Below are 26,828 nucleotides of genomic sequence, written 5' to 3'. Positions count from 1 at the left end.
GGTCCTGAGGCACGTGATCTTCCAGCGAGAACTCATAGAACAGCGCAGCTTGAGCCTCTTGCCTTGGTCCCATCATGGCTGATCCTCCCCTACACTACAGGAATTGAATCAGCAGTTCAGCCCTCGATCAAGGGCGAGTTTTTCAACGAAATATCCCGCGATCTGTAAGTTCGACCCTACCCAGATTTTGCGGTTGCGGCGAATGGCGGCAATGCGGGCTGCAATCGCAGCATATTGACCAATTGGCCAACGGCAGCTCTGGGCCGTTCGTCGCAATGAGCTGACGGCGGAGCAGGGAACTGTGCTGCAATGGTACCGAGGTCCGGAATGAGCCCAATATGTCGATTGCCGCGTGATCTACAGATATCCGGCCAGTGGAACAAATTTGGACGGTTCAACTGTTTATTAACTTCAAGAGCGCCAATGGCCAAAAGTTTGCTACAACCTCTTCAAAACCTTAACGAAAGGCATGACATACCTCCATCCAACTTTGCGCAGTCGGTATTGTCGATCTCAACGACATTAAATCCTTCACGATCCAGCATCTCTGCGGTGCGTGGAAAACCTGCGGCCATCAGCACCAGATTATTGAAGCGGATTGCGTTGGCAGCAGCTTCTTCGCCGTCGGCTACATGCAACACACGGTAGCCTTCAAAGCAACCTGATGCATCCAACCGACGGGTCGACAGGATTGTCTCGGCATCCATCAGTGAGCAATCTGTCTTGAAGTGTAAAACCCCTTCTGGCGTGAATACCTCCCTCAGCTCGTGACCCCAGTTGGAGATGATTTTAGCCAGCTCGGCGACACCTTCAGCATCCGTTCGGTCGGACCTGCCCACCAATAACTCACGCCCGGTGACAAGGATGTCTCCCCCCTCGATATGGCCGGGGCCATTGATCTCAAGAACTGTTTCGTAGCAGTCGCGAAGTGTCGGAGCGATTTCGGCCACTTCACCCATTCGCGAAGGTGCACCCGGCCGCATCAGCACAGCACCTTGCGGCAGGCAAAGGGCCGTATCTTCGACAAACTGCGCGTCAGGGAACGCATCGAGGGGATCAAGTTCGATCACCTCAGCCCCGGTGCTCTTCAATGCAAACACGTATGCTTTATGCGCCGCCAGCATCCCGTCGAAATCCGGGTTTCCGACATCTTCTGCGCGCAATCCGCCAGCGATGGTTGGGGCCGGACGACGGGTGATAGCGCGAGAAAACTCAAAGGTCGGGTCTGACATGTTTCAATCTTTCTGAGGTTCGAATTTTGGAGCGGTGACTTCGATCAATGATGGACCATCCAAGGCCACGGTTTCGCGCAACGCCGGCGCCACAACCTGTGGTTCAGCTGGAACCGAAGTGAATGGGATGCCAAATGACTTGGCGGTAGCTGCAAAATCGGGTGGCGAGGGATCGCATCCTGTGACTGTGACGCCCGCGTCTTGCATCGATGAGGCAATTTCCCGGTACCCGTGATTGTTCCAGATCACGAAGGTGACGGGCAGGTTCTCGTCTACCGCGGCCATGATTTCAGGCAATGAAAACTGCGCGCCTCCATCGCCAACAATGCAGATTACCCGTGCTGTCGGATCGGCGATCGACGCACCGATGGCTGCAGGTATCCCAAAGCCGAGCGCGCCATATCCCGTCGCGGCATTGAACCAGCCTCCTGCTCTGTCATGGTCGTAATAAAGATTGCCTGCGTAAATTGGTTGGGTGGAGTCTCCGACCATCAGCGCGTTCGGGGCCGCAGAGCGTATTGCATTCAGGATTTCCACCTGATGGCGATAACCCGGGCCAATTTCCTCCCAAGCGGCGTCGCGGGTTTCACTGGCACGGTTCGCACCTTCGCTTTGCTTTGCCTCATGCGGCAAAACCTCCATCAGCTTCGGTACAACCACGTTAACGTTACCTTGAATGGTGAGCGCTGCTTCATGTCGGGCTAGTTGATCGCGGCACCGATCAACTCGGATAAGGTTTGACATTTTTGCCAGTTGACCGGTGGCATACATATCGAAATCGGTTGGCCCCAGCTCGGTTCCCAAGGCCAGTACGCAATCGGCACTATCTATCAGCGCACGTACTGCATTCAGGCTGGGGCTGGCCGGAACGGTCAGAGGGTGTCCGTGCATCAAGCCACGCGCGTTGACGGTTTGCACCACGGGAGCATCCAGGGCTTCGGACAGAGCTTGCAGTCCGGCCTCACCTCGTTTCGCACCGCCGCCCGCCAAAATGACAACATTCTGCGCTTCAGTCAGTTGCTTAACGGCGTGTGTGATCATTGCCGGGTCAACCGGCGGTGCTGGATCGCGCGTCTCAGCGGGTGTTTCCTGATATTCAGCCGCCGCGACATCCAACGGAACCTCGATATGCACCGGTCCTGGGCGACCATTTGTGAGGCTGTGAAAAACACGGTCTAAGACCGGGTCCAGAGCATTGGTGTCGGAGACTTGTTCGGACACTAGCGCAACAGTTTTTGCCAGCCCCAGTTGGTCAGGCAATTCATGCAGATGCCCCAAGCCCTTGCCGAGTGATGCGGTTTTATTGACACCGGACACCACAAGCATTGGAACTGAATCAGCGCGGGCCTGCGCCATCGGCGTCAGCGTATTGGTCAATCCGGGACCGGTGATTACAAAGGCTACACCCGGTTTGCCCGACACACGAGCATAACCATCAGCCATAAAGCCCGCGCCCTGTTCGTGCCTTGGCGTCACATGTCGAATGCCCGAAGCCGCAAGCCCGCGGTACAGATCGACAGTATGAACTCCCGGAATTCCGAATACGCAGCTCACATCCCTTTGGCGAAGCTTAGCAACCAGAGCTTCGCCGATTGTCGTTCCGCTCATGCGACCTCGCGTGATTTGCTGTTGGCGTGATCAATGATGCGCGAGACTGCAGTGGCAAAGTCTGCGTCGCTGATCGTCAGTGCAATGCGGACCCAGTTTCTCAAGCTCTCCCCAAAGGCGGATCCCGGCATTACCGCTACTCCGGCTTGTAGCAGGTCCCAGGCATAGGCTTCGCCATCCAAGCCGGTCGCCGAAACGTTGATGAGGGCAAACATTCCTGCCTCGGGCCGGTGAACGGTCAGATCCGTTTCTGCTTCAAGACGATCGGCCAGCAGGGCGGCGCGGCCGGAAAAACGAGCGGCCATGCCTAGAGCAACCTCGGACCCGTCACGGATCGCTTTTTCTGTCATGTCTGCGATGAAAGGCTGATTGCCAAAAAGCATGGTTTCAGAATAGGGCAGCAGTGCTTCGCAAAATGCTGCAGGTCCAACACACCAACCACTGCGGAAACCTGGGGCCGCATGTGATTTCGAGATGGAGGATACGACTATGACCCGATCCGCCAGTTCCGGGGCTGCCAATGGTGAAACAAACTGGGCACCGTCAAAGATCAGATCTTCATAAACTTCGTCCGAGATGATCCACAAATCATGCGCTATCGCGAGTTGTCCGATTTCGGCAATTTCCGTAGCAGTCAGGATTGCACCTGTTGGGTTATGGGGCGTGGTTAGAAGAATGGCGCGGCTGCGCGGCGAGATCCGCGCCGCGATATCTCCGGCCTGCATGCGAAACCCGTGCTCTGGATGCAGTGGAACGGGAACCATTTCCGCACCCGAGGCGCGTATGACCCCTTCGTATGTTGCGTACATCGGGTCACCAACCAGAACTTCATCACCTGCCTCAGCAACTCCAGCCATCGCTGTGAACAGGGCGGTTTGTGTCCCGGGAAAGCAGAGAAAGTTCTCGAGTGAAAAAGCCCGCCCGCGAGAGGTTGAATAGCGCACGGCAAGCGCGTCGAGCAGTCCAGCTTCACCGCGTCCGTTGGAATACCCTGTCCGCTGCGCACGTAGTGAGGTCACGGTGGCCTCGACCAACACATCGGGCACAGGCACATCCGGTTCGCCAATCGTCATCTCGACGATATCCGCGCCGGCTTTGATAAGGTCGCGGGCTTTTAGATGTACGCCCCACTTGGCGCCACCCAGGCCTGCTAACCTTTCGGTCACTGATGTGGTTTTCATGGCTGCTCCACCTCTTTCGTCAACGGAATCCCGACAATAGCGCCGACAGAGTCCAGTCCGATCTGTGCCAGTTGTCCTTCGGAAAAGGCATCTGGAAGCGCACCCCCTTCCAGCCAGAGGCCGTCGATCACCGCGTTACAGGCAATAGCCAGTTGCGTTGCCTCCGACGCTGCGACCGAGCGCCCGGTTTCTTGCAATGCGGCAACGATCAGCTCCTCAAGGTGACCCCGGAAATAGTCATAGGTCTGTTGGTGAATGCTTTGCATTTTCGGATCATTCTGCACCTTGTTCAGAAAGCCAGCCCACAAGGCTACGGCGCTTGGATCAACGATCGGTGGTCGCAGCGACGCGTCAACGAAGTTTGTCAACTGAGATACCGCGCTTCCCGTTCCTGACGAAGCCGCTGTCTGATCGGTCAGCGTATTCATGTGGTGCTCATACGCAGCCTGAACCAGTTCTTCCTTTGAAGAGAAATAATGGCGGATCAACCCTTGGGTCACGTTCGCGCGGGCTGCAATCTCTCGTACGGTGGCCCCGCGAACACCCATCTCAGCTATCAGGTTCAGAGTCGCCAGTATCAGCGCTTCGCGCCGAAACTCGGCGGACTCACGTGTAAACTTGCGGATTTGGTCCTGCACGTCCGGTTCATCCATGGCTGGGTGTTATTATACACTTGCATAATTGCGATTTTCGAGGCTTACTGCAAGCGGAAATCAGAAGATTGTTGGATATGGACACAGCCGAAGCAGCAACATCCCCACCCGAAGCAACTGCGTCCAATGAGGCGATTAAGGTTGAAGACCTGCACAAATCCTTCGGTTCGCTAGAGGTTTTGAAGGGCGTGTCCCTGACAGCTAACAAAGGGGATGTTGTTGCCATCATCGGAGGATCAGGCTCTGGCAAATCCACCATGCTGCGATGTATCAACTTCTTGGAAACGCCGAGCTCGGGCAAGATCACCATCGGGGGTGAACTGATTGAAATGCACGCCGATGGCAACCCCGCCAACCGGCGACAGATCGAACGTATCCGCACCCGGCTGGCCATGGTTTTTCAGCAGTTCAACCTGTGGACCCATCGCACGCTTCTGGAAAACGTGATCGAGGTCCCGGTGCATGTGCTGAAGGTGCCTAAGGCTCAGGCCATCGCGCGGGCGCATGAATTGCTGAAAAGGGTGGGCCTCGGCGACAAGGCCGACACCTATCCGGCCTATCTGTCGGGCGGCCAGCAGCAGCGCGCCGCCATCGCGCGGGCGCTGGCGGTGGACCCGTCGGTCATGCTGTTTGATGAGCCGACTTCGGCGCTTGATCCCGAACTTGTGGGCGAGGTTCTGACCGTGATCCGCGATCTGGCCGCCGAAGGCCGCACCATGCTGCTGGTCACGCACGAAATGAAGTTCGCGCGCGAAGTTGCCAGCCACGTTGTCTATCTCTTCGAGGGCCGCATTGAAGAGCAAGGTCCGCCTGCCGAGGTTTTCGGTAACCCAAAATCAGAACGGTTGAAGCAATTCCTCAGCTCGGTCGCCTGATCCAACAGAACTCAACAAAATCAACTGGGAGTCACAGAAATGAATATCAAGAAACTGCTCGCATCCAGCGTTGTCGCGGCCATCCTTTCGGCAGGGATCGCCAGCGCCGAAGAGGTCAAGATCGGCATCGCAGCTGAACCTTATCCACCATTTGCCTCGCTAGATAGCTCAGGCAACTGGATCGGCTGGGAAATCGACGTCATCAACGCGGTCTGCGCCGCGGCTGAACTGGATTGTGTGATCACGCCCGTTGCGTGGGACGGTATCATTCCGTCGCTCACCGGCCAGCAGATCGATGCCATCATGGCCTCGATGTCGATCACAGAAGAGAGGCTGAAAACCATCGATTTCAGCGATCCGTATTACAACACGCCTGCGGTCATCGTGGCTGACAAGTCGATGGATATCGAAGCCACACCCGAGTCGCTGGCGGGTAAGGTGATCGGCATTCAGGCCTCGACCATTCACCAGGCTTACGCGCAGGAATACTTCAAGGATTCCGAATTGCGCGTCTATCAAACACAGGATGAGGCCAATCAGGACCTGTTTGCAGGCCGCATCGATGCCACTCAGGCTGACAGCATCGCCATGGCGGATTTTGTGAACTCGGATGCGGGCGCGTGCTGCGAGATCAAGGGCGCAGTCAAAGACGATCCGGCCATCCTGGGGCGCGGCGTTGGCGCAGGTGTGCGCAAGGGGCAGGATGACCTGCTGGATTCGCTGAACAAGGGTATCGCGGCCATTCTGGCGGATGGTACGCATGATAAGATCACCTCGAACTACTTCTCAGCCAGCATCTACTAAGCCGCTGCTGTGACCGGGCTGTTAGATTCACTTGGCCTCGCGCAGAGCGCAGAGCTTCTGTCGCTCTCGCCGCCGGGATGGGGAGCCAACCTGCTGCGCGGATTGTCTCACTCGTTGCAGATCGCTTTTGGAGCGTATGCGCTGGGGCTCGTGATCGGATTGTTCGGAGCTTATGGCAAACTTTACGGCGGGAAGGTCACGCGTGACCTTCTCGCCATTTATACGACTGTGATCCGGGCCGTACCGGAACTGGTCCTGATCCTGATCCTGTATTACGTGGGCTCGGATATCATCAACAAAATCTCCGCCGCCATGGGTGGTGGTCGCGTCGAGGTTAGTGGCGTTGGCGCAGGCATATGGGTGCTGGGCATCGTTCAGGGCGCATATGCGACCGAGATTCTTCGCGGTGCCATTCAGGCGGTTCCACCCGGTCAAATCGAGGCCGCCAAGTCTTTTGGGATGCCCGCCTTTATGACCATGCGGCGTGTCACAATTCCGGCCATGATGAGCTTCGCCGTACCCGGTTTGGCTAACCTGTGGCTGATTGCGACCAAAGACACGGCACTACTTGCGGTCGTGGGTTTCAACGAGCTGACGTTGGAAACGCGACAGGCCGCCAGCAGTACGCGCGCTTATTTCACATTCTTTCTGGCGGCGGGTTTTCTCTATCTCATGGTCACGCTGTTTTCTGGCGGTATCTTCGCACGGATTGAGAAATGGGCCCGTCGCGGCCAACCCTCTCTGAAGGGAGGGAGCAGATGATCGATTTCAAATCATTGATGCAGCCTCATCGCATCGTGATGATGCTGATCTTCACCGGGATCGTTATCTGGTGTGCAGTATCGCTGCAGTGGGACTGGATACCGAAATACGCCCCGCTGGCCCTTCAGGGCATCTGGACGACAATCTGGCTGCTTGTCGTCACAGTCGTTCTCGGTTTCCTTCTCGCAGTGCCGCTTGGATTGGCACAGGCGGTCGGTCCCTGGTATCTTGCCGCCCCTGCAAAGGCATTTTGTACCATCATCCGTGGCACGCCGCTGCTGCTGCAACTTTGGTTGTTGTATTATGGGCTTGGATCGCTCTTCCCCCAATTCCCGTGGATACGCTCATCCGAGCTTTGGCCCTACCTTCGTCAGGCCTGGCCCTATGCGGTGCTGGCTCTGACGCTGTCTTATGCCGGCTACGAGGGTGAGGTCATGCGTGGCGCGTTCAAGGGGGTCGCCAAGGGGCAGCTTGAGGCAGCCAAATCATTTGGAATGCCAAGGCTGACGATGTTCCGACGCATCTGGTTGCCGCAGGCAATTCGAAACGTATTGCCCACGCTGGGTGGAGAAACCATCCTGCAATTGAAGGCAACCCCACTGGTTGCGACCATCACCGTTGTCGATATCTACGCAGTATCTTCTCGGGTGCGTTCAGACACGTTCATAATCTACGAACCGCTTCTACTGTTGGCGGTTTTTTACATTCTCGTGGCGGGAGTGATCGCGTTGGGCTTCCACTGGCTAGAAGTTAAGGTACTTGGAACTGGACGCCGGAATGGCAGCTTCGGATAGTATCTACAGAAGCGGAGAAAGAGCAGATGCTCGCAGCGCGAAAGGTAACAATTCTCAAAGAATTAACCAGAATTATTGAAATTGCGAGAAGACAAACAATGTGGTTAGTCGAAATTGCATATGAAACGTCAGCTTAGACCTTTAGGCTGAGAGTTCGAGTGGCTCCTCACTTTGCTTGTGCAGCGAATGGCGGCAATGCGGGCTGCGACCGCAGAAGATGATTGTTATGCCCAATGTCAGGAATGGGCCGCGCTCTACAGCAACTGGCAACGACCCCTCTATTCGTGCGCTCGCAGTTTCGTTGGATCGTAGATGGGGCTTGCTGCGATGGTTGCTTGCGTGTTCAGGCCGTCGCTTGAGACTGCCAGCGTTGTTCCAACGGCCAGTCCTGGAACAACATGCGCAAGTGCAAGGGATTTTCCCATTCGGTGTGAATAGCAGGGGCTGTTGATCACGCCGACAGTTTGGTCGCCCAGCGAAAGCGTTTCACCACCGGCGACCATGTCGGGGTGATCTATGTCCAGGCACACATTGTCGATCTTCTCCTTTCCCTTCGCAGCCTGGGCAGCCGCTTTGCCGCGATAGTCAGCCTTGGTGCTGCTGACGGTGAACCCAAGGCCGACCTCCCATGGGGTGTTGTCCTCGGTCATGTCATAGCCATAAAACAAGAGCCCGGCTTCGATCCGCACCTTGTCCAGAGCGGTAAAAGAACAGGGCATAACGCCCTCCTGCACGAGCTTGTCCCAGATATCCGTAATCACTGTTCCATCTGCGAAAATCTCATACCCGCGTTCGCCGGAATAGCCCGTGCGAGAGATACGACAGGAATGGCCGAACAGAACCGCAGGCGCGTGTTCGAAATAAGCCAGTTCGGCCAGGTCGATATCCGTGTGGGCGCTCTGAATCTCCAAAGAGGCAGGGCCCTGTACCGACAGGTCATGCAGTTCGTCGGTAAAATCGATCTGAACGTCACGCCCTGCCGCCGAGGCTTCCAGCAACGCCATAGTGTCGCCAGAGCCATGCACGATCATCCATTCGTTGCCACCATTGTTCGATACGATCGCATTGTCGGCGATCCCGCCGTCATCGGTCAGAACGCAGAGGTAGGCAGCCTTGCCCGCTCCGACTTTGGTCAGATCGCGCGTGGTCAGATGGTCCAGCACTGCCTGAGCTTCGGGGCCTCGCACGAGCACTTTCTTCAGGGGAGACATGTCGAACATACCGGCCCGTTCACGGACCGCATCGTGCTCATCGTTGGGATCCGAGTTATAGGTCCAGGCCGTACCCATGCCGTTCCAGTCCTCCAACCCAGAGCCAAGCGCGGTATGGCGCGATGCAAGGGCGGATGTGCGGCTAAGTGCTTCGGTCATGGATCTTCCTTTCTAGTACCATTCGTCCGGCATCCGGGATTTGCGTTCAGACACGAAGTCTTCAAGCGTTGCTTTTGTGCTGGGGTTCATGTCGGGCTGTTGATAGTCGTCCAGCATTTGGCGCCACCGCGTCGCAGCGCGTTGGTCTGACGTGAGCGCGCCGTTCTCCTTCCAGGTCTCGAAAGGGCCGGCATCCGGGATTTGCGGTTCAAAATTTGCCGATCTGTAGTGGCGCAGCGTGTGGCTGGTGGAGAGGAAATTCTCGCCCGGGCCTGTTTCGAGATAGGCATCGCGGCCAAAGGCTTCATCGTCGACTTCAAAACCCTGCAACAATTTCAGCATCGCGCCGCAATGGTCGACGTCCATGATGAACTTTTCGTAGGACATGACCAATCCACCTTCGAGCCAGCCGGCCGCGTGCCAGACCTGATGCGCGCCGGACAGAAGGGTGGACCACATGGCCCCCGTACTGTCCTGCATCGCTTGACCGTCAGGGGCGTTGGACGCGGTGATCTGACCACCGCCAGAACGCACCGGAACGCCGAGTCTGCGCCCCAGTTGTGCCAGCGTCATGGTGACCATGTTCGCTTCTGCTGATCCAAAGGTCAGCGCACCCGTGCGGAGGTTCATGCTGGAATGAAACGACCCCATGACAACCGGGCAACCGGGCCGGGCAAGTTGTGCCAGGGCGATACCGACCATGGCTTCGGCCAGCGTTTGAGCTGCCACTGCCGCAGGAGAGAGCGGCCCCATGGCCCCAGCGAAAATCGCCGGAGAGACGCACACGCACTGGTTTGCTTTGGCATAGATGCGGAGCGCGGAGGACATGGTGTCATCGAACACGAGCGGAGAGTTGACGTTGATATTGGCCTGCATCACCGCGTTGCGGTTCATGAAGCCGTGTCCAAAGACCAGTCGCGCCATGTCGATGCTGTCCTGTGCGCGTTCTGGCGCGGTGACGGACCCCATAAAAGGTTTGGTCGTCAGGGTCAGATGGGCAAGCATCATGTCCAGATGTCGTTTGTTTACGGGCACATCCGTTGGTTCGACCACCGTGCCGCCGGAATGATGCAGGGCAGGGGAACTGCATGTGAGTTTTACAAAGTTGCGGAAGTCTTCGAGCGTCGCGTATCGCCTTCCATTGCTCAGATCGCTAACAAAGGGAGACCCGTAACCCGGCATCAGAACAATATTGTCGCCACCGAGGGTCACGGTTCTGGCGGAATCCCGACTATGCAATTTGAACTCGGACGGTGCTGTTGCGCAAAGGTCGCGTGCATGCCCCGGGTCAAACCGAACGCGCTCACCTTCAACGTGAGCGCCTGACTCGGCAAACAATTCGAGCGCCTCATGATCACCCCGGAATTCGACGCCTATCTTTGTAAGAATCCAATCCGCCTGGTCTTCGATCCTTGCCGAGGCCGCGTCATTTAGCAATTCGTATGCAGGTATCTTTCGCGTCGAGAACGGAGCGCTCGGAGAAATCGTGTCACCACATGAGGGTCGATCACGACGGGAGCGGCTGCGGCGCACTGCCGGTTTCGAGATGTCCGTGGTGGTGTTCAAAGCACCCAAACGCGAAACTCCGTTTCATTTGTTCCCTGAAATGATTGGCGTTTTTTGCCCGGTTGGAAATCGAAATTTTCTGGCCAACGCGTTCAAAAATTTTGTACTAATTTGGTATGCGCCGACACTTTCGCCATCATGACCTGCTTAGGTTGTTCGCCGAGATTGCCCGGCATTCCAGTTTCTCAGACGCTGCCGCAGCGCTGAACATGACCAAGGGTGCGATTAGCTATCAGATCAAGACGCTTGAAGCAGATCTGGGGATGGCCCTGTTCCGCCGCACGACACGCGGCGTTACCTTGACGGATGAAGGGTTGAAGCTTCTGGCGGCTTGCCAGAGCCGTTATCAGGAAATCGAAGCTGATATTCTGGAGATTAAGGGGCGCGTATCGCGATCCCTGATTGTTGGAGTGTCGACCTATTTCGCGGCGCGGTGGCTGTCCCCACGTCTGATGACCTTTATGCAACGCCACCCGGATGTGCAGCTGCGCATTCAGCCGATGATCGAATTCTCTGATCACGAGATGCCGGATGTTGATCTGGCGATCAGATGGGGAAACGGCGAGTTCAGTCACGGCAGTGTGACGCCCTTCATGCCGATACCGCCCTATCCCGTAGGAAACGCCTCCATAGCCCGATTGGTTGAGGAATTGGGAATGGACGAGGCCATATCACAACTCACCTTGCTCAGAGATCGCGATGACAGCAACGCCTGGTCCGATTGGCTGACCGCCGCACATCTGCCCCAGCAGTCGCGGCAGGATGTGTTGATCGTTCCTGACCCCAATGTCCGGGTGCAAGCCGTCATCGACGGGCAGGGGATTGCCTTGATGGATGACCTTGTTTCGGCTGATTTGGAGGCCCAACGGCTGTTCCGGTTGTCCGAAATTGAGCTGCCCAACTACGGGTACTTTCTGGTTAAGCCGAACGGCACCGTTGCAACGGACGCCGTGGCTGCATTCTCGGCCTGGCTAAGAGCCCAATCCTGACCTCGTTTGCTTGAACATCATCGACTTAATATTTATACGCCGTATAAATTATGACTTACGGACGCACCGATATGACAACCGGACACATCATGATGGCCATGAGCCTCGATGGATATGTTGCGAGACCCGACCACGCGCTTGACTGGCTGAATAAGCAAGCGACGCAAGATGAAGATCATGGCTTTGCCGCGTTTCAGGACCGGATGGACGCGATCGTCATGGGGTCGGGATCGTTTCGCACGGTTGTAGGTTTCGGGGAGTGGCCATACACCATCCCCTGCATCGTGATGAGCCGCACAATGACTGACGAAGACATTCCGGAGGATCTGCGCGGCAAGGTTGAGGTTTCGACACTTGAGCCCAAAGCCCTGTTGGACTCGTTGGAGAAGCGCGGATTGAAACAGGCATATGTCGATGGCGGCGCGGTTATTCGGTCTTTTATCCAGGCGGGGCTTATCGAGGATATGAAAATATCCATCGTGCCGATCCTTCTTGGCGACGGCATCCGTATTTTTGGCTCCAATGACACGGACATCGATCTGGAGCTGGTGTCCTCGACCTCCTTCCCGTCCGGGTTGGTGGACCTTGAATACAAGGTGAAACAGTGACCAAGGTCGCACCCGTTGGACGGCCGATAAAGTCGTCGCAACACCTGTCAAAGCAAGCGGTCCTGAAAACGGCGCTGCCAATCGTTCAGAAAGGCGGCGTTGACGGGCTGTCTTTTCGTGTGCTGGCTGAACAGCTGGGTGTCACCCCAATGGCCGTCACCTATCACGCCGGCAACAAGAAGCAGCTTTTGTCCGATCTGGTGGAGCTTGCATTCGAGGGAGTCCTAGATGGTATTGAAGACGGCCCTCCGGTTAAACGGGCCCGCAGCATACTGGCGGCCTACTTCGAGTATGCCTTGCAGAACGCCAATTTGCTGCGCGCAATCCTTAATGATGTGACGCTCATGAGAGCGGATCTCGCCCGTGTGGCGGCGGAACTCAAGGCCAGCACGGATCAACTGAAGAACAGCGACGGTGGCAATGTTCTGGTTCACCTCCTAATCGACTATGCTAATGGCTTTGTGCTTTCGGCCTCAAGCGGAGAAAACAATCCCCTGACAATCGACGACTTTCTGCGCGGCGTTGACTGGGTTTTGGATCAGGCGGTCGGAAGGAACGAGGCGATCTAAGGTGAAGAACAACCGCATCCGTGCGGTGCACAAGAACAACCTCAATCGTGATCTCCAGCAACAACTGATCGTGGTGTTCACGGGCGTGTCCGGGGCAAGAAAAACGTTGCTAGTTGAATTTAGAATCGGAGTAGTCTCGTATCCGCGGTGAATGTCCGGAAAGCGGGATGCAAACGCAGCATCTCAGCTGGTTGTTGGATGTCGCCTTTGGGCCGTACAAGTTTTCAGTGCAAGCCCGCCACCGGCATAGAAAGGTGGCGGGCGAGATTATCGAAGAGACAAATCGATAGGATCAGAGCTTGATGCGGAAAGCTGCAAAGCCGTCCGAGCCTTCTCCGGCGTCCTCTATTGTGACACCTTTAACGTCGTCCATGTAGTCGCGGGCCTTCGGGCCAGTTTCGAACAACACCGTGGTGTCCTCAAGCGGAGCAAACGACCAGTTGGAGTCCGCTTTTGGATCGATGGTTCCCAGCTCGACAATATAGCGCACGATAACGTCGCGATTAGTGTCCGGTGCTTCGAACACGATCGTGTCTCCCAACGCACCAGGGAACGAGCCACCACCTGATGCACGGTAATTGTTAGTTGCGATGATGAACTCCATTTCATCCGTGACCGGTGCACCGTTGAAGGCAAGGTTCACGATCCGGGCCGAGTCACGGTTTACCTCTTCGCCCTTAGGTCCAAAGCGTGAAGGCTGGGACAAATCTATCTGATAAGTCACACCATCTATCACATCGAAATTGTAGGATGGGAATTCCGGATTCAGCAGGATAGCGTCCTCGGAGCCCGGCTCAACCTGGTTGAACATACCAGCCGAGCGTTCCAGCCAACCCCGCACCTGAGCCCCATTCACGCGGACCGCGCGCACCGTGTTTGGGTACAGATACAGATCCGCCACATTCTTGATGGCAACGTCACCGACCGGGACATCGGTGTAGTACTCTGGGCCGCCACGGCCACCCGCCTTAAAGGGTGCCGCTGCTGACAGGATGGGCAGACCTTCATGCTCGGTGCCTTTCAGCATTTCTTCGACATACCATTTCTGTGCGATTGAAACGATCTGCACAGATGGGTCGTCCGCAACTAGCGCGAAATAGCTGTGAAGTGGAGCAGATGTCTTGCCGACCGCGCGGCGGACATAGGCCAGCGTTTCGTCGTGATCCTTAGCAACCGAGTCGAGAACCTTCTGATCATCGCCGACCAGTGCGGTGATTGAGCGGTCTTCGTTGCGTTTGGAAATCGGTCGCGCCTCGGAAGTGGTGGTTACGACACGCCATTCGTTCCCATCCCGTTCCAAAAGAAGATCAAGCAGGCCAAGATGCGATCCCCAGAAGCCCCCCATGACGGCAGGTTTACCCATCAGCGTGCCTTTTTCCACATCGATCCCGGGGCGGTCCGCAAATGTCGGCGACGGGAAGACCAAGTGGTTGTGACCTGTGACAAGCGCGTCGATCCCATCGACACTGGCAAGAACCACTGATGCGTTTTCCATGCCATCTTCGTGATTGGCATCGCCAATCCCCGAATGCGATAAGGCGATAATCAGATCACACCCTTGTTCTTTCATCTCAGGCACATAGGCCTGAGCTGTTTCAATGATATCTCGTGTTTCGACATTACCTTCCAGATGCCTTCGGTCCCAGTTCATGATCTGCGGTGGCGTAAAACCTATGACACCAATTTTGATCGGAAGACTGGTACCGTCACCCAATTCAATTTCCCGGTCGAGAATGGCGTAAGGTTGCACCAGGGTCTTGTCGTCGCGAGGGGTCGCACCCTTTTCTTTTGTCACATTGGCAAGAACGATTGGGAACTCGGCCCCGGCCAGAGCCTTGTCCAAAAACTCCAGACCATAGTTGAACTCGTGATTGCCCAATGTCGCCGCATCAAAGCCGACAGTATTGAATGCGTTGATGATGGGGTGGCTGTCGCCATCTTTCATTCCACGCTCGTAGGCGATGTAGTCGCCCATCGGATTGCCCTGTAAAAAATCGCCGTTATCGACCAAGATCGAATTCGTCGCCTCAGATCGAATTTCGTTGATGATTGAAGCCGCACGGGAAAGGCCCACCGTGTCGCGGGGTTTGTCGGCATAATAATCATAGGGGAATACATGAACATGGATGTCTGTGGTTTCCATGATCCGCAGATGGGCTTGATTATTGGCCGCTGCCACCGAGAACGGGTGTAGGGTGATAGCCGCTGCACCAGCGGTTGTTGTGGCGAGAAACTGGCGACGCGAAATTGAAGTGCGGTTGGAGAAAGACATAGGTCACCTTTCAAGTTTGTTGGTCAACGCGCCTTTTTTATCGGCTTTTACAACAACCGTATGACATGGGTTGCCAGAATAGCTGACGCGTCGTGTTTAGGCGTTAATGTTCGGTAACATACCCTAACTTCAATTGTTTGCTAAGGTATGTCGGGATGGGAATCCAAGCCTTCAATCACTTGGCCATGCAGTCACGGGGAAGGTCCGGACTGACGAACTGCAACGCAGCGTCGAAGAAAATAGGTAAAGGTCCGGTTCGGGCCGACAGTTAGACCAACAAAATGGGTAGGGGGCAATACTGCGCTCGCTCTTGGTCTGCCACGAACCCCGAGCGGGCGTGGTCAGGAACTCAGACCGAACTTCCGGCGACTGTTTTGCCAAGCGTTGGGTCAAACAGTCCTCCCCCTAAGTGCGAGTGTCCCCAATTCATGATCCCCAACAAGGTTGGCTCTAATGCTCGACCGCGGTCGGTAAGCGTGTAACGATAGCGCACAGGCCTGTCCTGATAGGCCTCCCTCTCCACCAACCCCCAGTCAATTAGCCGCTTTAGACGCTGCGATAGTAGGTTCGGGGGCAGGTGTTCCTCACTGTTCTGCAATTCCTGGAATGTATGTTTTCCGTGCCACAACAGGTCTCGCACCACCAGCAGAGTCCATTTGTCACCAAGAATCTCAAGGCTGCGCGCAATCGAGCATCGGGAACGAAACTCATGCTCTACTTGGGTCATTTCGTCCTCATGTTGGCTATCAATTTGTTGAACTTAACGCAGTTACTTAAGAAATGGAAGTTTGACTCAGATTGTGACTTAATTTATGGAAGTCACTAGTAGTGACAGTCCGCAAAAGGCTCTAAAATGACCACCATCGGCAATACCCCTCTCATCAAACTGTCCCACCTGACCGGACCCGATCACGCCGACATCTATGTGAAGTGGGAAGGTGCCAACCCAACGGGCAGCATGAAAGACCGCATGGCCTTGTCGATGATCGAAGGGGCCGAACGGCGCGAAGAGCTGAAGCCCGGTGGGCGCGTTGTCGAGTATACGGGCGGCAGCACCGGAAGTTCGCTGGCGATGGTCTGTGCCACTCGCGGGTATAAGGCCTACTTCGTGTCTTCAAACGGGTTCTCCGAGGAAAAGCTGCAAACGATGAGAGCGTTCGGCGCAGAAGTGGAAATTGTTCACGCCGAGGGCGGCGTGCTGACTGCGGATGTACTCGACCGGATGATCGTGCGCGCAAAGGAATTGGCCGGTGAACCGGGCACGTTTTGGCCGGATCAGGTGAACAACTTAGACAACAAGCTGGGGTATCACGATATGGCTCAGGAAATTCTGCGCCAAGTAAACACTCCCGTACATGCCTTCGTCATGGTTGCGGGCGGTGGCGGTTGCATTTCAGGCAATGCCGAGGTCTTGAAGACGCACAATCCCAACACCGAAATTGTCGCCGTGGAGCCCTACGACGTGCGCAACCTCTCAGGAGGTGACACCAGTGGTACGCACAAGCTCGAGGGGATAGGCTTGTCCTTCGTGCCGAAGATCCTGCGCAGGGACCTCATTGATGATGTTATTCCAGTGAAGGATGAAGACGCCTATAGGGGGGGCCGGGCGCTCGCTCGCCAGGAAGGTTTGCTTGGCGGTGTGACGTCAGGTGCAAACATCTGGGCGGCCATGAAAAAGGCCAAGGAACTTGGACCGGGCAAAACCGTAGTGACCGTGATCATCGACACCGGTCTGCGCTACTTGAACGGTGACTTGCATCGGTAGTGGGTCCCAATCACGAATTGTCGATGCCAGCTTTGTTCGCGCTGCTGAACTTGAGGCGGTCCTGCCTTTCGTGCCAGCAGCGAATGTCTGAATTTCGGGCTACGACCGCAGAATATGGGGTTGCGCTGAGGGTCTGGTTTGGGCGGTCTTTATTTCTTACATTCCAGCATCCACCAATCGTGCATTGCGTGAAACATCTTGGTCAGGGCCATTGCCTTCTCAGTGGCCGTGTATTCGACCCGTGGTGGAACCTCCGGGAACACCTCCCGCGTGACCAGCCCGTCTTCTTCCAGCGCCCGAAGCTGCCCGGTCAGCATGGTCTGCGTAATCCCGTCCACGTCCCGCTTGAGCTCGCCGAAGCGCTTTGTTCCCTGAAAGATCAGCACTTGAAGAATGATCAGTTTCCATTTTCCGCCGATCAGGCGGGCGATTTCGGGCATGGGGCAGCGCTCGGCAAAAGCTTCGTTCGACGGCTCGGATTTGTTCGTGACGTTTTTCATGACATTCATGACGGGCCTCTACAGTACTAGATTGCTACCAACCATTGTTTTTTGGGTTTCCTTAAAAATCAAACCTTTTTGCATGGAAATTTGTTGGGTTGCCCTGAGGCGCGTTCGAGAATTTGTTGCCAATAGTAGTAAAAACCTGACTAAGTACGAAAAAACTGCCTTCTTTTCAAATGGTTGTCTTGCGCCATATTGATGCTAGGCAAACAGAAACAGGGAAGGGTGAACCATGCTTCTGGATGGAAGGACGGCCATCGTACTCGGCGTGAATGGGCACATCGGACGTCATGTCGCCGAGCGATTTTTCGAGAGAGGGTATTCGTGTCCCGGGGTGCGGTCCGAGGCGATGTCGGAATCGCTCACCATCGACTACACATTCAAGACGATGGGCGGACAGATCGGCCTCGACTATGCGGGTATGAAAGACTTTGTCGTGCAGAAATAGACTGCACTCAATCGCCTGCCATCCGCAGAAGATGCCGACGGGGTCATTGCCTTTGCGGCGTCCGAACTCGCAACATTTTCGCAGTTAAGGATTAGGACCTGAATCATGACATTGACCATCCATACGATCAGCGGCGCACCACGACCCTGGCGGGTGCTTGTGGCACTTGCTCTAAAAGGCATCCCTTGGGAACAGCACGTGCTGCAAGCCTCGGCCGCAGAGCACAAATCCGAACCCTTCCTGTCGCTCAATCCGCGCGGCACGGTGCCTGTTCTGGAAACCGACGGCATCGTCATCCGTGATTCAATCGCCGCCCTTGCCTGGCTGGATCGGCGTTATCCCGAGCCTCCACTCTTTGGCGCAACACCGGACGAGGCCGCGCGAATCTGGCAGATCACCATGGAAGCCTGCGATTATGTGCGCGAGGCCAACCGCGCCGTACTGGTGCCGGTCCTGCTGCAACGCCTCGACCCGGAACCGGGCAGCGAAGCAGAAAAGGCGCTGATCGAAGCCAGCGAGAAGCTGCATTCGGAATGTCGCTGGCTTGAGAGTCTGCTCACAGACGGCCCCTACTTGGCAGGTGGTGCACCGAGCGCGGCCGATGCGGTCGTGTTTCCGGAAATCCGCCTCATCCAGCGGGCGGTCGAGAACCACCACAAGGTAATGGACCGGCTTGGTTTCGGCTATCCGCCTGACCTTTATCCTCGGGTGTCCGACTGGAAGGCACGGATGAGCGAGTTTCCCGGTATTGAGGACACGTTGCCACCGCATTGGAAAGAACAGGAGACAGTACCGTCCATGCGAAACTACAAAAAGTCCCTCATTGTTGGTGCTAAGCCAGATCAGGCCTTCGATGCACTGACGAAAGGGTTCGAACACTGGTGGACTACACCTGATCAGCCGATCTGCAGTGAGGGGGACCGGGTCAGGTTCACCTTCCCTCCTGGCCGGTCGTATTGGACCTTCGAGGCAAAAAAACTTGTTCCCGGTAAAATGGTCGAGTTGGAGTGCGTCGAGGCGCAGCACCTGCATGAAGGTAAGCCCAGAGAGATCGAGACAGAATGGCTCGGCACGCGGACGATCTGGAACATCTCACCTGAAGTAAACGGCGCGCGAATTCGTTTCGAACATGTGGGGCTTTCCCCAAGCCTGCATTGCTACGAGGTTTGCGAAGCAGGATGGGACAGGTTCTTTGTCGACAGCCTCAAAGCCTATCTCGACACCGGAACAGGTAGGCCGCACCGCCCGCCGGTTTGAATTTCGAAGGCAAGGGCAATGGAAAAGCCTGCTCGATAGTGAACGCCGTTGACCGGATGATTACCCTGCTGCTCGACGGGGCGGGCAACGGTTCTGGTAAACAACAGTGAAACGCTTTGCACTGCCTTGCTTGACGGGCTTGGGATCGGACGACTGCCAACATTTGTGGCAGGTTCCCATGTGGCTGCTGGCCGTTTGATCCGGGTTTTGCCGGAATACGCAATGCCGGAACAGGCGCTTTATGCGGTATTTCCTGAACGCCGTCATATGCCAATGAAAGTGCGCGCCTTTGTGGATTTCCTTGCCGAACGGACCGGGAGGGACAGGCCGTTTTGGGATGTCGAGGCTGGATTGGATATCTAATTCACCGTAGTCAAAATCTGATCGCGCTTCGAGGGCTGCACGCGGCCAGCGCCTAATGCGATCACCTGAGGGGCGCCAAACACGGCGGCGCGGTGCCGGGCCAGTATCTTTTTTCAGGCTTAGCGGTTGCGGGGATGGTTGCGCGCCTTGCGTTCATTTCCCCGTTTGTAGTTGCCGGTGACACGGGCCATTTCCTGCTGCTGGCCCTCGAAATCCAGACCATTCATGTCTTGCAGAAACCATTCCGCCTTGTCGCCCCGAAGAGTCGTCGCGCGCCGACCGTGATGATCGACAACTACATCGCCATTCTTCGCGCGCCTGAATGTGAAGCCAAGATTGCTCATTTCGATCTCGTCGTATAGTTGCCCTGGATGTCTGACGTCATCGCTCGTCGGACAGGTTTTGGGCTTTGATTAACAAGAATTCCGGAACATCGAAATATGCCGCTGGCAAGTTAGTCAGGGGCGTTTAGAGCCAAACACGCAAACACTTCTCTTCTGAAGAACAGATCCGGATTGTCCTGGCCGGTCTGCAGGGCGAAGAGAGAATTCCCTCGCTGCGGAAAGTGGTAAATGCCGATTGTGGGCTGAGCGACTTTTTTCGACTGGTCTAGAGTTCTCGCTCTTGAACAATAAAACCGACGTTCAAGCAACCTGCGGAAAACGGCCGCAAAGAGCCCAACACGACTGGCGGGCACGCACATTCTCCCGGGACAGACATTGGTGGGGCGCTGCCGGCCGACATCCTTCGGTTGGACCAACGCGTAGAACAGCTGTATTCAGAGTTCTCAAAGGGTCAGCATTACTGTCATAATTAACATAAAACGGATTACACGGGGTACAGCCGCCCAGCGTTTTGACCGACATTGACACCCTGCAATCTTCGAAACCCACCAGAGGCTTCAAAGCTGGCCGAGGCGTGTGCAAATTTACTGAAGTCAATGTGATTGACGCCGCCGCATAGCTGTCCTTTTTAGGAACAGCATCGGGGTTTGCTGTTCTCTTCATCGTTACGGTTTTCTCTTGATGCTCGAGAATTGCCCCGGATGGCTTTGGGGAATCTCTGGCCCTGTCAGTTGTTGGCGCAACCGACAGGGCCGTTAACTGCTCGATTTAGTTTTCATCCTCCTGCTGCATTCTAGTTTCCAGTCTTTCAGTCTGTCTCCGATCCGGATGCCCTATTGTCGGTACTTTCAATACTAAGACGCATTAGCCTTTTGGTCGCTTTCCAGCCGGAGTAATCCTATTTGGCGAAAAGAACATTGGTCTGAAAGCACTTGGCTTGGTGTTTTTGATCGGTTCTCTTGCTCTAATTTCGTTACCCTCATCATAAGTTTTTATGTACCCAGGAGAATGATATGCAACCTTGGACAGTAGAGAGCAGCAAGATTGTATCGGAAGACCGTTGGCACAGGCTGCGAGCGGATCACTGTGTTGCCAGCGACGGAACTGTCATCTCGCCCTACTATGTTTTGGAAAACGCCGAGTGGGTGTGTATTTTCCCAATTGTGGAGTCGACAGGGGATGTCTTACTTGTCCGTGAATACCGACATGGAGCTCTGAAAGTCGTAGACGGCCTCCCCGGCGGAGTCGTTGATCAAGCAGACGAATTGCCAGAGATTGCAGCTCGCCGCGAACTTCTTGAAGAAACAGGATACGACTGTCGGTCTCTAGTGCCACTTGGTGCCGTATACGCGAATTGGTCCAATCATAACAATCGGATTCATTGTTTTCTCGCATTGGATTGTCACCATGTCACAGATCAGAAACTAGACGATAACGAAGAGATCGCGGTTCTGAAAATGCCCATTGCTAGCGTAGAAAGGCCAGGCTTCTTGGAGCAAGCGTTTCATGTGGCGTGCCTTTATTTGGCAAAGGCCGAGCTTGAACGTATCGGTTCGGATTCTCGGAGTTTGAGGTGTCATTCTGCACTGAGCGAAGCAGACCCCAATAGATGACTTGGGCCCGCTCAGAAAGGACCCATATATTTTTTACCAACCAATGATCAGTAGCTTCGTATGAGCGTCATTCGGGTGGCTCTTCGTACTCACAAACAATTCGGACGTTTGCCTAGCGACGAAAATACCGCGCCAAATAACGGCAAACGTCACAGATTACGTTGTCTTAAATGGGTCAATTTCTACCTAATGTGACACTTTTCAAGCCTCGCAGACCCAAAAGTTACACATTATAGCTGCGTGTTCACGTCGTGTTCTTCATAACGCCCAAATATGCAACTTCGGGCCAGTTGGGCCAATCCCGTGTTACCGATCACCGAGGCTTTGAGCTGCAGCCTTGATCTTCTTGTCTGTGTTGTATTGGCTCCCCGGCCAGCCGGTTCTTGCCTGCCTCCAGGAACTCCTTCGACCAGGAATAGTACAGGCTCTCGGCGATGCCCTCGCGGCGACAAAATGCAGTGATGCTCTCCTCACCACGCAAGCCGGCCAGGACGATCCTGATCTTCTCTTCCGCAGAGTAATGCTTGCGCGTCTTGCGCTTGATGCCACTGACCAACCTGTCAGCGGCGTCCTTTGATGTTCCGGATTTCTTGTTCATCTTCGCTCCATATAGGCTTCGATGAACCAGATATCCTCCGTTGCTCAAACCCCTAAATCTGTCCGGTAGGCGCTGAAGTCAGACATTCAACATAATTTGCTTACGGGTATTGGACCGTAGTCGGGGGTACATTCCAAACCTAGTTCAGCCTACACCCGTTAATCAGAGCGGCAGCCAGGCCTTCCGCAACTCGACTGGCTTCGTTGAGCTGGCACCGTAATTCACGCGTCTGTATTGAACCGGACTGGACGATGTTTGCGAAGTTTGGCAAAGTTGGGCATCCCTGGCCTTGAGGATCAACCGATGCTACCATCCGAACGACATGCAATAATCCTCGAAGAAGTTTCGCGTCAACCTGCGGTTTCAATCAGAGCATTGACCGAACGGCTTGGCGTATCGCGGGAAACTGTACGCAAGGATATCGAGCAACTGGCGCAGGAAAACAAGCTCAACCAGGTGCGCGGCGGAGCGACGAGTGTGCGTACACACGAACCCCCCATGGTTGACCGCACTCAAACCAATCGAGAAGGCAAAGAGCGTATTGGCAATTACATAGCCAGCATAATTCCAGACGGAGCGAGTGTAATCATTGACAGCGGCTCGACAACACTCGCGGCAGCGCAAGCTCTGGCGACCAATCGCCAACATTTAGCAATTTATACCAATGATTTAACCATAGCTTCGGTACTTGCGCCAGCGGCAGAAGAGGTCACCTTGCTGGGCGGGCGGTTAGATTTTTCGGAGAATGCTACAATGGGTTTGGACACGCTGGACCACCTTTCCCGATACAATGCAGAATTTGCACTGATCGGAGTTGGTGGGATTAGTGCTCGGACGTTGTTCACCGATTTTTCGCTGGAAGGCGCAAACCTGCGACACATGATGATAGAGCGGTCGCAGCGCCCGTACCTATTGGCGGACAGAAGCAAATTCGATGTGGTGGGGCAAGTTGCGATGAAACCACTGCCTGTGGATGTAACCCTGGTGGTTGACGGCGAGTTGCCCAAAGGCATTTTGGAAGTGATTAGAGATCAACCTGTTGATGTTGTCAGTGTTTGACGCCAACAAAAGAAAAATATTGCCAAGTTTTGCAAAGTGTAGATAAGGTGGGCGCAATCCCGATCCCTTCTATACGGAGCAAGTCAATGGCCGACATACAACTTCCGCAAAGCGCGCAATATGTCATCGTGGGGGGCGGTATCGTTGGCTGCTCGGTTGCATATCACCTGACGAAGATGGGGCATCGAGATGTTGTGCTGCTGGAACAGGGGCAGCTGAGCTGCGGCACCACATGGCACGCCGCGGGTTTGGTCGGTCAGCTGCGTAGCCAGCCCGCGATGACCAACCTGATCCGCTATTCGACCGAGCTGTATTCACAGCTTGAGGCCGAGACCGGGCTTGCCACCGGCTGGATGGAATGCGGATCGGTCACAGTGGCACGGACTGAGGACCGAATGACCATGCTGATGCGCACCGCTGCTGCTGCGCGGGCGCAGGGGGTCGAAGTCCAGGTCGTCACCTCGCAGGAGGCGCAGGACAAATGGCCAGTGATGCAGGTGGATGACGTCAAAGGCGGGCTGTGGATGCCTGGCGACGGTAAAGCCAACCCGACTGATCTGACCCAGTCTCTGGCCAAAGGCGCGCGCATGGGTGGCGCGAAGGTGATCGAAGGAATCAAGGTCACTGACATTCTGACCAGAGATGGCACTGTCACCGGTGTGGTCACCGATCAGGGCACGATCAATGCCGAGATCGTGGTGAACTGCGGTGGACAGTGGGCCCGGCAACTGGGCAAGATGTGCGGCGTCAATGTGCCTCTGCACTCTGCTGAACACTACTACATCGTGACCGAGCAGATCGCAGGTGTGAAGCCCGACCTGCCCGTTCTGCGCGACCCAGATGGCTATATCTATTTCAAGGAAGAGACAGGCGGTCTGGTAATGGGCGGCTTTGAGCCGGACGCCAAACCTTGGGGTATGGACGGCATACCAGACAACTTCTTCTTCCAGCTTCTGGAGGATGACTGGGACCAATTTGAAATTCTCATGGAAAACGCACTAGTCAGAGTGCCCGGCATGGCCGAGACAGGCGTCCGTCAATTCTATAACGGACCTGAAAGCTTTACGCCCGACAACAATTATCTTTTGGGTGAAGCGCCCGAGCTGAAGAATTTCTTTGTCGGCGCTGGCTTCAACAGCATGGGCATCGCCAGCGCTGGAGGCGCCGGGCGGGCGCTGGCTGAGTGGATTGTCGAAGGGGCTCCGACCTCGGACTTGTTTGCAGTGGATATCCGACGGTTTGCGAATTTCAACAACAACACGACTTGGCTGCATGACCGGGTCAAGGAAACGCTGGGCCTGCACTACGCGATGCCCTGGCCCAACCGGGAACTAGACACGGCTCGTCCTTTCCGCCGCTCGGCCCTGTACGACCGGCTGGCAGCGAAGAACGCCGTATTCGGGTCGAAAATGGGCTGGGAGCGGGTGAACTATTTTGCCGAAGCCGATGAAAAAGCCGAGATTGAATACAATTTCGGTCGTCAGAATTGGCATGGAAATGCTGGTAAAGAACACAAGGCCACTCGCGAAGCGGTAACGCTGTTTGACCAAAGCTCGTTCTCGAAATTTCTGGTGCAAGGACGAGATGCTTGCAGCGAGTTGAACAGAATCTGCGCAGCAAATGTTGACGTGCCCGTGGGTCAGACAGTGTACACAGGCTTGCTGAATGAACGTGGGGGATATGAATCCGACCTGACGGTTCTGCGACTGAAAGCGCAAGAGTTTCTGCTGATTACAGGATCGGCCCAATCCATTCACGACGCAGATTGGATCCGCAAGAATTTCAGCGAAGATGCCCATGTTTTCCTTACGGATGTCACGGCTGCATGGTCGGTGCTGTCGGTGATGGGGCCAAAGTCGCGCGATGTTTTGAAGAACCTGACGAAAGCAGACCTGTCGAACGCAGCCTTCCCATTTGCAACCGTTCAGGAAATTGATCTGGGCTATGCCACGGTTCTGGCCAACCGCATGACCTATGTCGGCGAATTGGGCTGGGAACTGATCGTGCCAGTCGAATTTTCGGCAGGCGTCTACGATGACCTGATGCGCGAAGGGGCCGCGTTCGGTATGATAGACGCTGGCTACTATGCGCTGGAAGGCCTGCGGATCGAGAAAGGCTTCCGCGCCTGGAGCCGCGAGCTGACCCCGGACATCACGCCGATCCAGGCTGGTCTGAATTTTGCCGTGGACTATGACAAACCCGACGGCTTCATCGGGAAAGAGGCACTGCTGGCCGCAAAAGCGGACCCCGATCACCTGAAAACCCGTATCGTTCAGCTGGTACTGGACGATGACGAGCCGCAGCTGTGGGGCGGCGAGGCTGTGCTGTATGATGGCGTCGAAATCGGCGAAGTCCGCTCGGCCGCTTACGGTCACACGCTGGGCGCGTCAGTTGCCCTGTGTCAGTTGGATGCACCCGAACGCGTGACGGCGGATTTCATTGCCAAGGGTCGGTTCGAGATCGACCTTGCCGGAAGCCGACTGTCTGCAACGGCGCATATCCGAACTCCCTATGATGCAAAAAGCGAACGGCCCAAAGCGGACGGCTAGGCGTTGATGACACGCAGTTGACGTAACCCGGAATGAAACACTGTTCGGTCATCGAACCCGACACGGGTCATGCTACAGAGATTGGCTTTTTGTGTTGGGACGGCCTGCCCTTAGACCAGCTTTCGGTGGGGCTGGCCTATCTGAAGGCGGCGAACCAGTTGGTCGCTGACATACAATTCAGAGTCTCAGTCCTATCGCTGACAGGCACTGACGTGCAGAGCGAATGCGGAGTAAACTTGAGCACCACCCGCATCAATGACCACACGGCGCGATGCGGCTATCTGTTTCTGGTCGGCGGACCAGTCCTTCCTCCTGATCTGCAGAATATCCTCGGCCGCGTGGCACGCGCACAACTCAGGGCAGGTCGGGTTCTGGGCGCGGTTGAAGCGGCCTTGATCCCGCTGGCGCATACCGGGCTTCTCAGTGGTTCGACGGTCGCCGCAACAGCCCCAGTACTGAGCGTGTTGGAGGAACAGTTCCCAGATATCTCGCGCGCATCCAACGATAGCCACGCCCGTGGAGCGATATGGTCTGCAGGATCAAGGTTCTCTCTACTCAACCTGCTGTCCAAGACTACAAGCGACACCCTTACTCCGCAGGAACAACCCCGGTTAGACCGGAAATTCCTAAGCTACAGACCGAATTTCGGCAGGTGTATCGCTTGCACACACGACATCGCCCGAGTCGACAATGGCTTTACTGGCGACATCGTTGTTGACAAGGCTATAGAACTGTTTCGGTATCATCTGGAAGAACCCCTCCAGATTACGAGCATTGCTGAGGAAGTAGGGATTTCGGTGCGCCAGCTTGAAAGGAAATTTGTAGCAGCAACAGGGCTTACCCCAAAAACCTACTACCTGGAAGAACGGTTGGACAAGGCCCAGGCAATCGTCAGGTTCACCAATCTGACGCTTACCGAGGTTGCCTTGGCCTGTGGGTTTGGGTCCAATGCCACGCTGTCGCGGAAGTACAAACAAAGGTTCGGGCAAACTCCAGCATGCGTACGCGCCCGGATGAACGCCTCAAGGTTCGAAACTTGATGCGCT

24 protein-coding genes and 1 pseudogene are annotated in these 26,828 nt (G+C 55.5%); 14 read left to right on the top strand and 11 right to left on the bottom strand.

What is annotated here, in order from left to right:
- Positions 1-449: 449 nt before the first annotated feature.
- From ACR0K9_RS19170 to ACR0K9_RS19155, 4 genes are read right to left on the bottom strand one after another with little or no spacing between them, the layout of a single operon-like run.
- A complete protein-coding gene (locus ACR0K9_RS19170; protein WP_480825565.1) occupies positions 450-1,232 on the bottom strand; it encodes a dimethylarginine dimethylaminohydrolase family protein in 783 nt (260 codons plus the stop codon).
- A gap of 3 nt (positions 1,233-1,235) precedes the next feature.
- Complete coding sequence (locus ACR0K9_RS19165; RefSeq protein ID WP_480825563.1) at positions 1,236-2,840, bottom strand: 5-guanidino-2-oxopentanoate decarboxylase; 1,605 nt, start codon at positions 2,838-2,840, stop codon at positions 1,236-1,238.
- Entirely contained in the window at positions 2,837-4,021 is a 1,185-nt protein-coding gene (locus ACR0K9_RS19160) for a pyridoxal phosphate-dependent aminotransferase (RefSeq protein WP_480825561.1), read from the bottom strand. The genes ACR0K9_RS19165 and ACR0K9_RS19160 overlap by 4 nt, the downstream gene beginning before the upstream one ends.
- Positions 4,018-4,674 carry a TetR/AcrR family transcriptional regulator gene (locus ACR0K9_RS19155; RefSeq protein WP_480473254.1) on the bottom strand — a complete coding sequence of 219 codons (657 nt, stop codon included), beginning with the start codon at positions 4,672-4,674 and terminating at the stop codon, positions 4,018-4,020. Before ACR0K9_RS19155 ends, ACR0K9_RS19160 begins: the two co-directional genes overlap by 4 nt.
- A 77-nt stretch (positions 4,675-4,751) precedes the next feature.
- Here ACR0K9_RS19155 and ACR0K9_RS19150 point away from each other — a divergent pair, with 77 nt between their 5' ends.
- From ACR0K9_RS19150 to ACR0K9_RS19135, 4 genes are read left to right on the top strand one after another with little or no spacing between them, the layout of a single operon-like run.
- Positions 4,752-5,549 (top strand): ABC transporter ATP-binding protein, encoded by a 798-nt coding sequence (locus ACR0K9_RS19150; protein WP_480473252.1) that lies wholly within the window; start codon positions 4,752-4,754, stop codon positions 5,547-5,549.
- A gap of 39 nt (positions 5,550-5,588) precedes the next feature.
- Positions 5,589-6,353, top strand: a complete 765-nt coding sequence (locus ACR0K9_RS19145; RefSeq protein ID WP_480825559.1) for a transporter substrate-binding domain-containing protein — start codon at positions 5,589-5,591, stop codon at positions 6,351-6,353.
- A 9-nt stretch (positions 6,354-6,362) separates the two neighbouring features.
- The gene (locus ACR0K9_RS19140; protein WP_319546318.1) at positions 6,363-7,115 is read left to right on the top strand and encodes an ABC transporter permease; all 753 of its coding nucleotides are present in this window, start codon (positions 6,363-6,365) and stop codon (positions 7,113-7,115) included.
- The gene (locus tag ACR0K9_RS19135; RefSeq protein WP_480536346.1) at positions 7,112-7,909 is read left to right on the top strand and encodes an ABC transporter permease; all 798 of its coding nucleotides are present in this window, start codon (positions 7,112-7,114) and stop codon (positions 7,907-7,909) included. Before ACR0K9_RS19140 ends, ACR0K9_RS19135 begins: the two co-directional genes overlap by 4 nt.
- 278 nt (positions 7,910-8,187) lie before the next feature.
- Here the strand turns inward: ACR0K9_RS19135 and ACR0K9_RS19130 are convergent, their stop codons facing one another.
- The gene (locus ACR0K9_RS19130) at positions 8,188-9,279 is read right to left on the bottom strand and encodes an aminomethyl transferase family protein (RefSeq protein ID WP_480825557.1); all 1,092 of its coding nucleotides are present in this window, start codon (positions 9,277-9,279) and stop codon (positions 8,188-8,190) included.
- Positions 9,280-9,291: 12 nt separating this feature from the next.
- On the bottom strand, positions 9,292-10,812 hold the full coding sequence (locus ACR0K9_RS19125; protein WP_480825569.1) for a trimethylamine methyltransferase family protein: 1,521 nt from the start codon (positions 10,810-10,812) through the stop codon (positions 9,292-9,294).
- A gap of 149 nt (positions 10,813-10,961) precedes the next feature.
- Here ACR0K9_RS19125 and ACR0K9_RS19120 point away from each other — a divergent pair, with 149 nt between their 5' ends.
- From ACR0K9_RS19120 to ACR0K9_RS19110, 3 genes are all read left to right on the top strand, one after another.
- Complete coding sequence (locus ACR0K9_RS19120; protein WP_480825555.1) at positions 10,962-11,834, top strand: LysR substrate-binding domain-containing protein; 873 nt, start codon at positions 10,962-10,964, stop codon at positions 11,832-11,834.
- Positions 11,835-11,905: 71 nt separating this feature from the next.
- A complete protein-coding gene (locus tag ACR0K9_RS19115; protein ID WP_480536617.1) occupies positions 11,906-12,442 on the top strand; it encodes a dihydrofolate reductase family protein in 537 nt (178 codons plus the stop codon).
- A complete protein-coding gene (locus ACR0K9_RS19110; protein ID WP_480825553.1) occupies positions 12,439-13,011 on the top strand; it encodes a TetR/AcrR family transcriptional regulator in 573 nt (190 codons plus the stop codon). The genes ACR0K9_RS19115 and ACR0K9_RS19110 overlap by 4 nt, the downstream gene beginning before the upstream one ends.
- A gap of 292 nt (positions 13,012-13,303) precedes the next feature.
- Here the strand turns inward: ACR0K9_RS19110 and ACR0K9_RS19105 are convergent, their stop codons facing one another.
- Both ACR0K9_RS19105 and ACR0K9_RS19100 read right to left on the bottom strand, forming a co-directional pair.
- Positions 13,304-15,283 carry a bifunctional 2',3'-cyclic-nucleotide 2'-phosphodiesterase/3'-nucleotidase gene (locus ACR0K9_RS19105; RefSeq protein WP_480825551.1) on the bottom strand — a complete coding sequence of 660 codons (1,980 nt, stop codon included), beginning with the start codon at positions 15,281-15,283 and terminating at the stop codon, positions 13,304-13,306.
- Between the two features lie 349 nt (positions 15,284-15,632).
- Entirely contained in the window at positions 15,633-16,010 is a 378-nt protein-coding gene (locus ACR0K9_RS19100) for a winged helix-turn-helix transcriptional regulator (protein WP_480825549.1), read from the bottom strand.
- Positions 16,011-16,136: 126 nt separating this feature from the next.
- Here ACR0K9_RS19100 and ACR0K9_RS19095 point away from each other — a divergent pair, with 126 nt between their 5' ends.
- A complete protein-coding gene (locus ACR0K9_RS19095; RefSeq protein ID WP_480825547.1) occupies positions 16,137-17,048 on the top strand; it encodes a PLP-dependent cysteine synthase family protein in 912 nt (303 codons plus the stop codon).
- A 149-nt stretch (positions 17,049-17,197) separates the two neighbouring features.
- Here the strand turns inward: ACR0K9_RS19095 and ACR0K9_RS19090 are convergent, their stop codons facing one another.
- Complete coding sequence (locus ACR0K9_RS19090; protein ID WP_480825545.1) at positions 17,198-17,557, bottom strand: winged helix-turn-helix transcriptional regulator; 360 nt, start codon at positions 17,555-17,557, stop codon at positions 17,198-17,200.
- A 547-nt stretch (positions 17,558-18,104) separates the two neighbouring features.
- Between ACR0K9_RS19090 and ACR0K9_RS19085 the strand changes: the two genes are divergently transcribed.
- Both ACR0K9_RS19085 and ACR0K9_RS19080 read left to right on the top strand, forming a co-directional pair.
- Complete coding sequence (locus ACR0K9_RS19085) at positions 18,105-19,256, top strand: glutathione S-transferase N-terminal domain-containing protein (RefSeq protein WP_480825543.1); 1,152 nt, start codon at positions 18,105-18,107, stop codon at positions 19,254-19,256.
- Between the two features lie 93 nt (positions 19,257-19,349).
- The gene (locus ACR0K9_RS19080) at positions 19,350-19,619 is read left to right on the top strand and encodes a LysR substrate-binding domain-containing protein (protein ID WP_480825567.1); all 270 of its coding nucleotides are present in this window, start codon (positions 19,350-19,352) and stop codon (positions 19,617-19,619) included.
- A gap of 119 nt (positions 19,620-19,738) precedes the next feature.
- On the opposite strand, the gene ACR0K9_RS19075 is transcribed toward ACR0K9_RS19080, so the two are convergent.
- Positions 19,739-19,963, bottom strand: coding sequence for a hypothetical protein (locus tag ACR0K9_RS19075; RefSeq protein ID WP_480825541.1), 225 nt, complete (start codon positions 19,961-19,963; stop codon positions 19,739-19,741).
- A 1,013-nt stretch (positions 19,964-20,976) separates the two neighbouring features.
- Between ACR0K9_RS19075 and ACR0K9_RS19070 the strand changes: the two genes are divergently transcribed.
- Complete coding sequence (locus ACR0K9_RS19070; protein ID WP_480825539.1) at positions 20,977-21,576, top strand: NUDIX hydrolase; 600 nt, start codon at positions 20,977-20,979, stop codon at positions 21,574-21,576.
- A gap of 364 nt (positions 21,577-21,940) precedes the next feature.
- Here the strand turns inward: ACR0K9_RS19070 and ACR0K9_RS19065 are convergent.
- Positions 21,941-22,174 (bottom strand): annotated as a pseudogene (locus ACR0K9_RS19065) (transposase); the annotation flags it as partial.
- A gap of 303 nt (positions 22,175-22,477) precedes the next feature.
- Here ACR0K9_RS19065 and ACR0K9_RS19060 point away from each other — a divergent pair.
- From ACR0K9_RS19060 to ACR0K9_RS19050, 3 genes are all read left to right on the top strand, one after another.
- Complete coding sequence (locus ACR0K9_RS19060; protein WP_480825537.1) at positions 22,478-23,233, top strand: DeoR/GlpR family DNA-binding transcription regulator; 756 nt, start codon at positions 22,478-22,480, stop codon at positions 23,231-23,233.
- Between the two features lie 86 nt (positions 23,234-23,319).
- The gene (locus tag ACR0K9_RS19055) at positions 23,320-25,782 is read left to right on the top strand and encodes a GcvT family protein (RefSeq protein WP_480825535.1); all 2,463 of its coding nucleotides are present in this window, start codon (positions 23,320-23,322) and stop codon (positions 25,780-25,782) included.
- A 236-nt stretch (positions 25,783-26,018) separates the two neighbouring features.
- Complete coding sequence (locus tag ACR0K9_RS19050) at positions 26,019-26,822, top strand: helix-turn-helix domain-containing protein (RefSeq protein ID WP_480825533.1); 804 nt, start codon at positions 26,019-26,021, stop codon at positions 26,820-26,822.
- Positions 26,823-26,828: the final 6 nt, after the last annotated feature.

The sequence above is a fragment of the Ruegeria sp. L12 genome, from assembly GCF_056531745.1.
Note: the sequence above shows the minus strand (reverse complement) of the source record. Positions and strands in the feature narration are given on the sequence as shown.

Excerpts from the sequence above, each read along its gene's own strand:
- ACR0K9_RS19135 (WP_480536346.1), top strand. The coding sequence starts at position 7,112 with ATGATCGATTTCAAATCATTGATGCAGCCTCATCGCATCGTGATGATG.
- ACR0K9_RS19145 (WP_480825559.1), top strand. The coding sequence starts at position 5,589 with ATGAATATCAAGAAACTGCTCGCATCCAGCGTTGTCGCGGCCATCCTT.
- ACR0K9_RS19120 (WP_480825555.1), top strand. The coding sequence starts at position 10,962 with ATGCGCCGACACTTTCGCCATCATGACCTGCTTAGGTTGTTCGCCGAG.
- ACR0K9_RS19075 (WP_480825541.1), bottom strand. The coding sequence starts at position 19,963 with ATGAGCAATCTTGGCTTCACATTCAGGCGCGCGAAGAATGGCGATGTA.
- ACR0K9_RS19085 (WP_480825543.1), top strand. The coding sequence starts at position 18,105 with ATGACATTGACCATCCATACGATCAGCGGCGCACCACGACCCTGGCGG.
- ACR0K9_RS19060 (WP_480825537.1), top strand. The coding sequence starts at position 22,478 with ATGCTACCATCCGAACGACATGCAATAATCCTCGAAGAAGTTTCGCGT.
- ACR0K9_RS19160 (WP_480825561.1), bottom strand. The coding sequence starts at position 4,021 with ATGAAAACCACATCAGTGACCGAAAGGTTAGCAGGCCTGGGTGGCGCC.
- ACR0K9_RS19100 (WP_480825549.1), bottom strand. The coding sequence starts at position 16,010 with ATGACCCAAGTAGAGCATGAGTTTCGTTCCCGATGCTCGATTGCGCGC.
- ACR0K9_RS19170 (WP_480825565.1), bottom strand. The coding sequence starts at position 1,232 with ATGTCAGACCCGACCTTTGAGTTTTCTCGCGCTATCACCCGTCGTCCG.
- ACR0K9_RS19070 (WP_480825539.1), top strand. The coding sequence starts at position 20,977 with ATGCAACCTTGGACAGTAGAGAGCAGCAAGATTGTATCGGAAGACCGT.
- ACR0K9_RS19150 (WP_480473252.1), top strand. The coding sequence starts at position 4,752 with ATGGACACAGCCGAAGCAGCAACATCCCCACCCGAAGCAACTGCGTCC.
- ACR0K9_RS19095 (WP_480825547.1), top strand. The coding sequence starts at position 16,137 with ATGACCACCATCGGCAATACCCCTCTCATCAAACTGTCCCACCTGACC.
- ACR0K9_RS19105 (WP_480825551.1), bottom strand. The coding sequence starts at position 15,283 with ATGTCTTTCTCCAACCGCACTTCAATTTCGCGTCGCCAGTTTCTCGCC.
- ACR0K9_RS19155 (WP_480473254.1), bottom strand. The coding sequence starts at position 4,674 with ATGGATGAACCGGACGTGCAGGACCAAATCCGCAAGTTTACACGTGAG.
- ACR0K9_RS19130 (WP_480825557.1), bottom strand. The coding sequence starts at position 9,279 with ATGACCGAAGCACTTAGCCGCACATCCGCCCTTGCATCGCGCCATACC.
- ACR0K9_RS19090 (WP_480825545.1), bottom strand. The coding sequence starts at position 17,557 with ATGAATGTCATGAAAAACGTCACGAACAAATCCGAGCCGTCGAACGAA.
- ACR0K9_RS19165 (WP_480825563.1), bottom strand. The coding sequence starts at position 2,840 with ATGAGCGGAACGACAATCGGCGAAGCTCTGGTTGCTAAGCTTCGCCAA.
- ACR0K9_RS19115 (WP_480536617.1), top strand. The coding sequence starts at position 11,906 with ATGACAACCGGACACATCATGATGGCCATGAGCCTCGATGGATATGTT.
- ACR0K9_RS19055 (WP_480825535.1), top strand. The coding sequence starts at position 23,320 with ATGGCCGACATACAACTTCCGCAAAGCGCGCAATATGTCATCGTGGGG.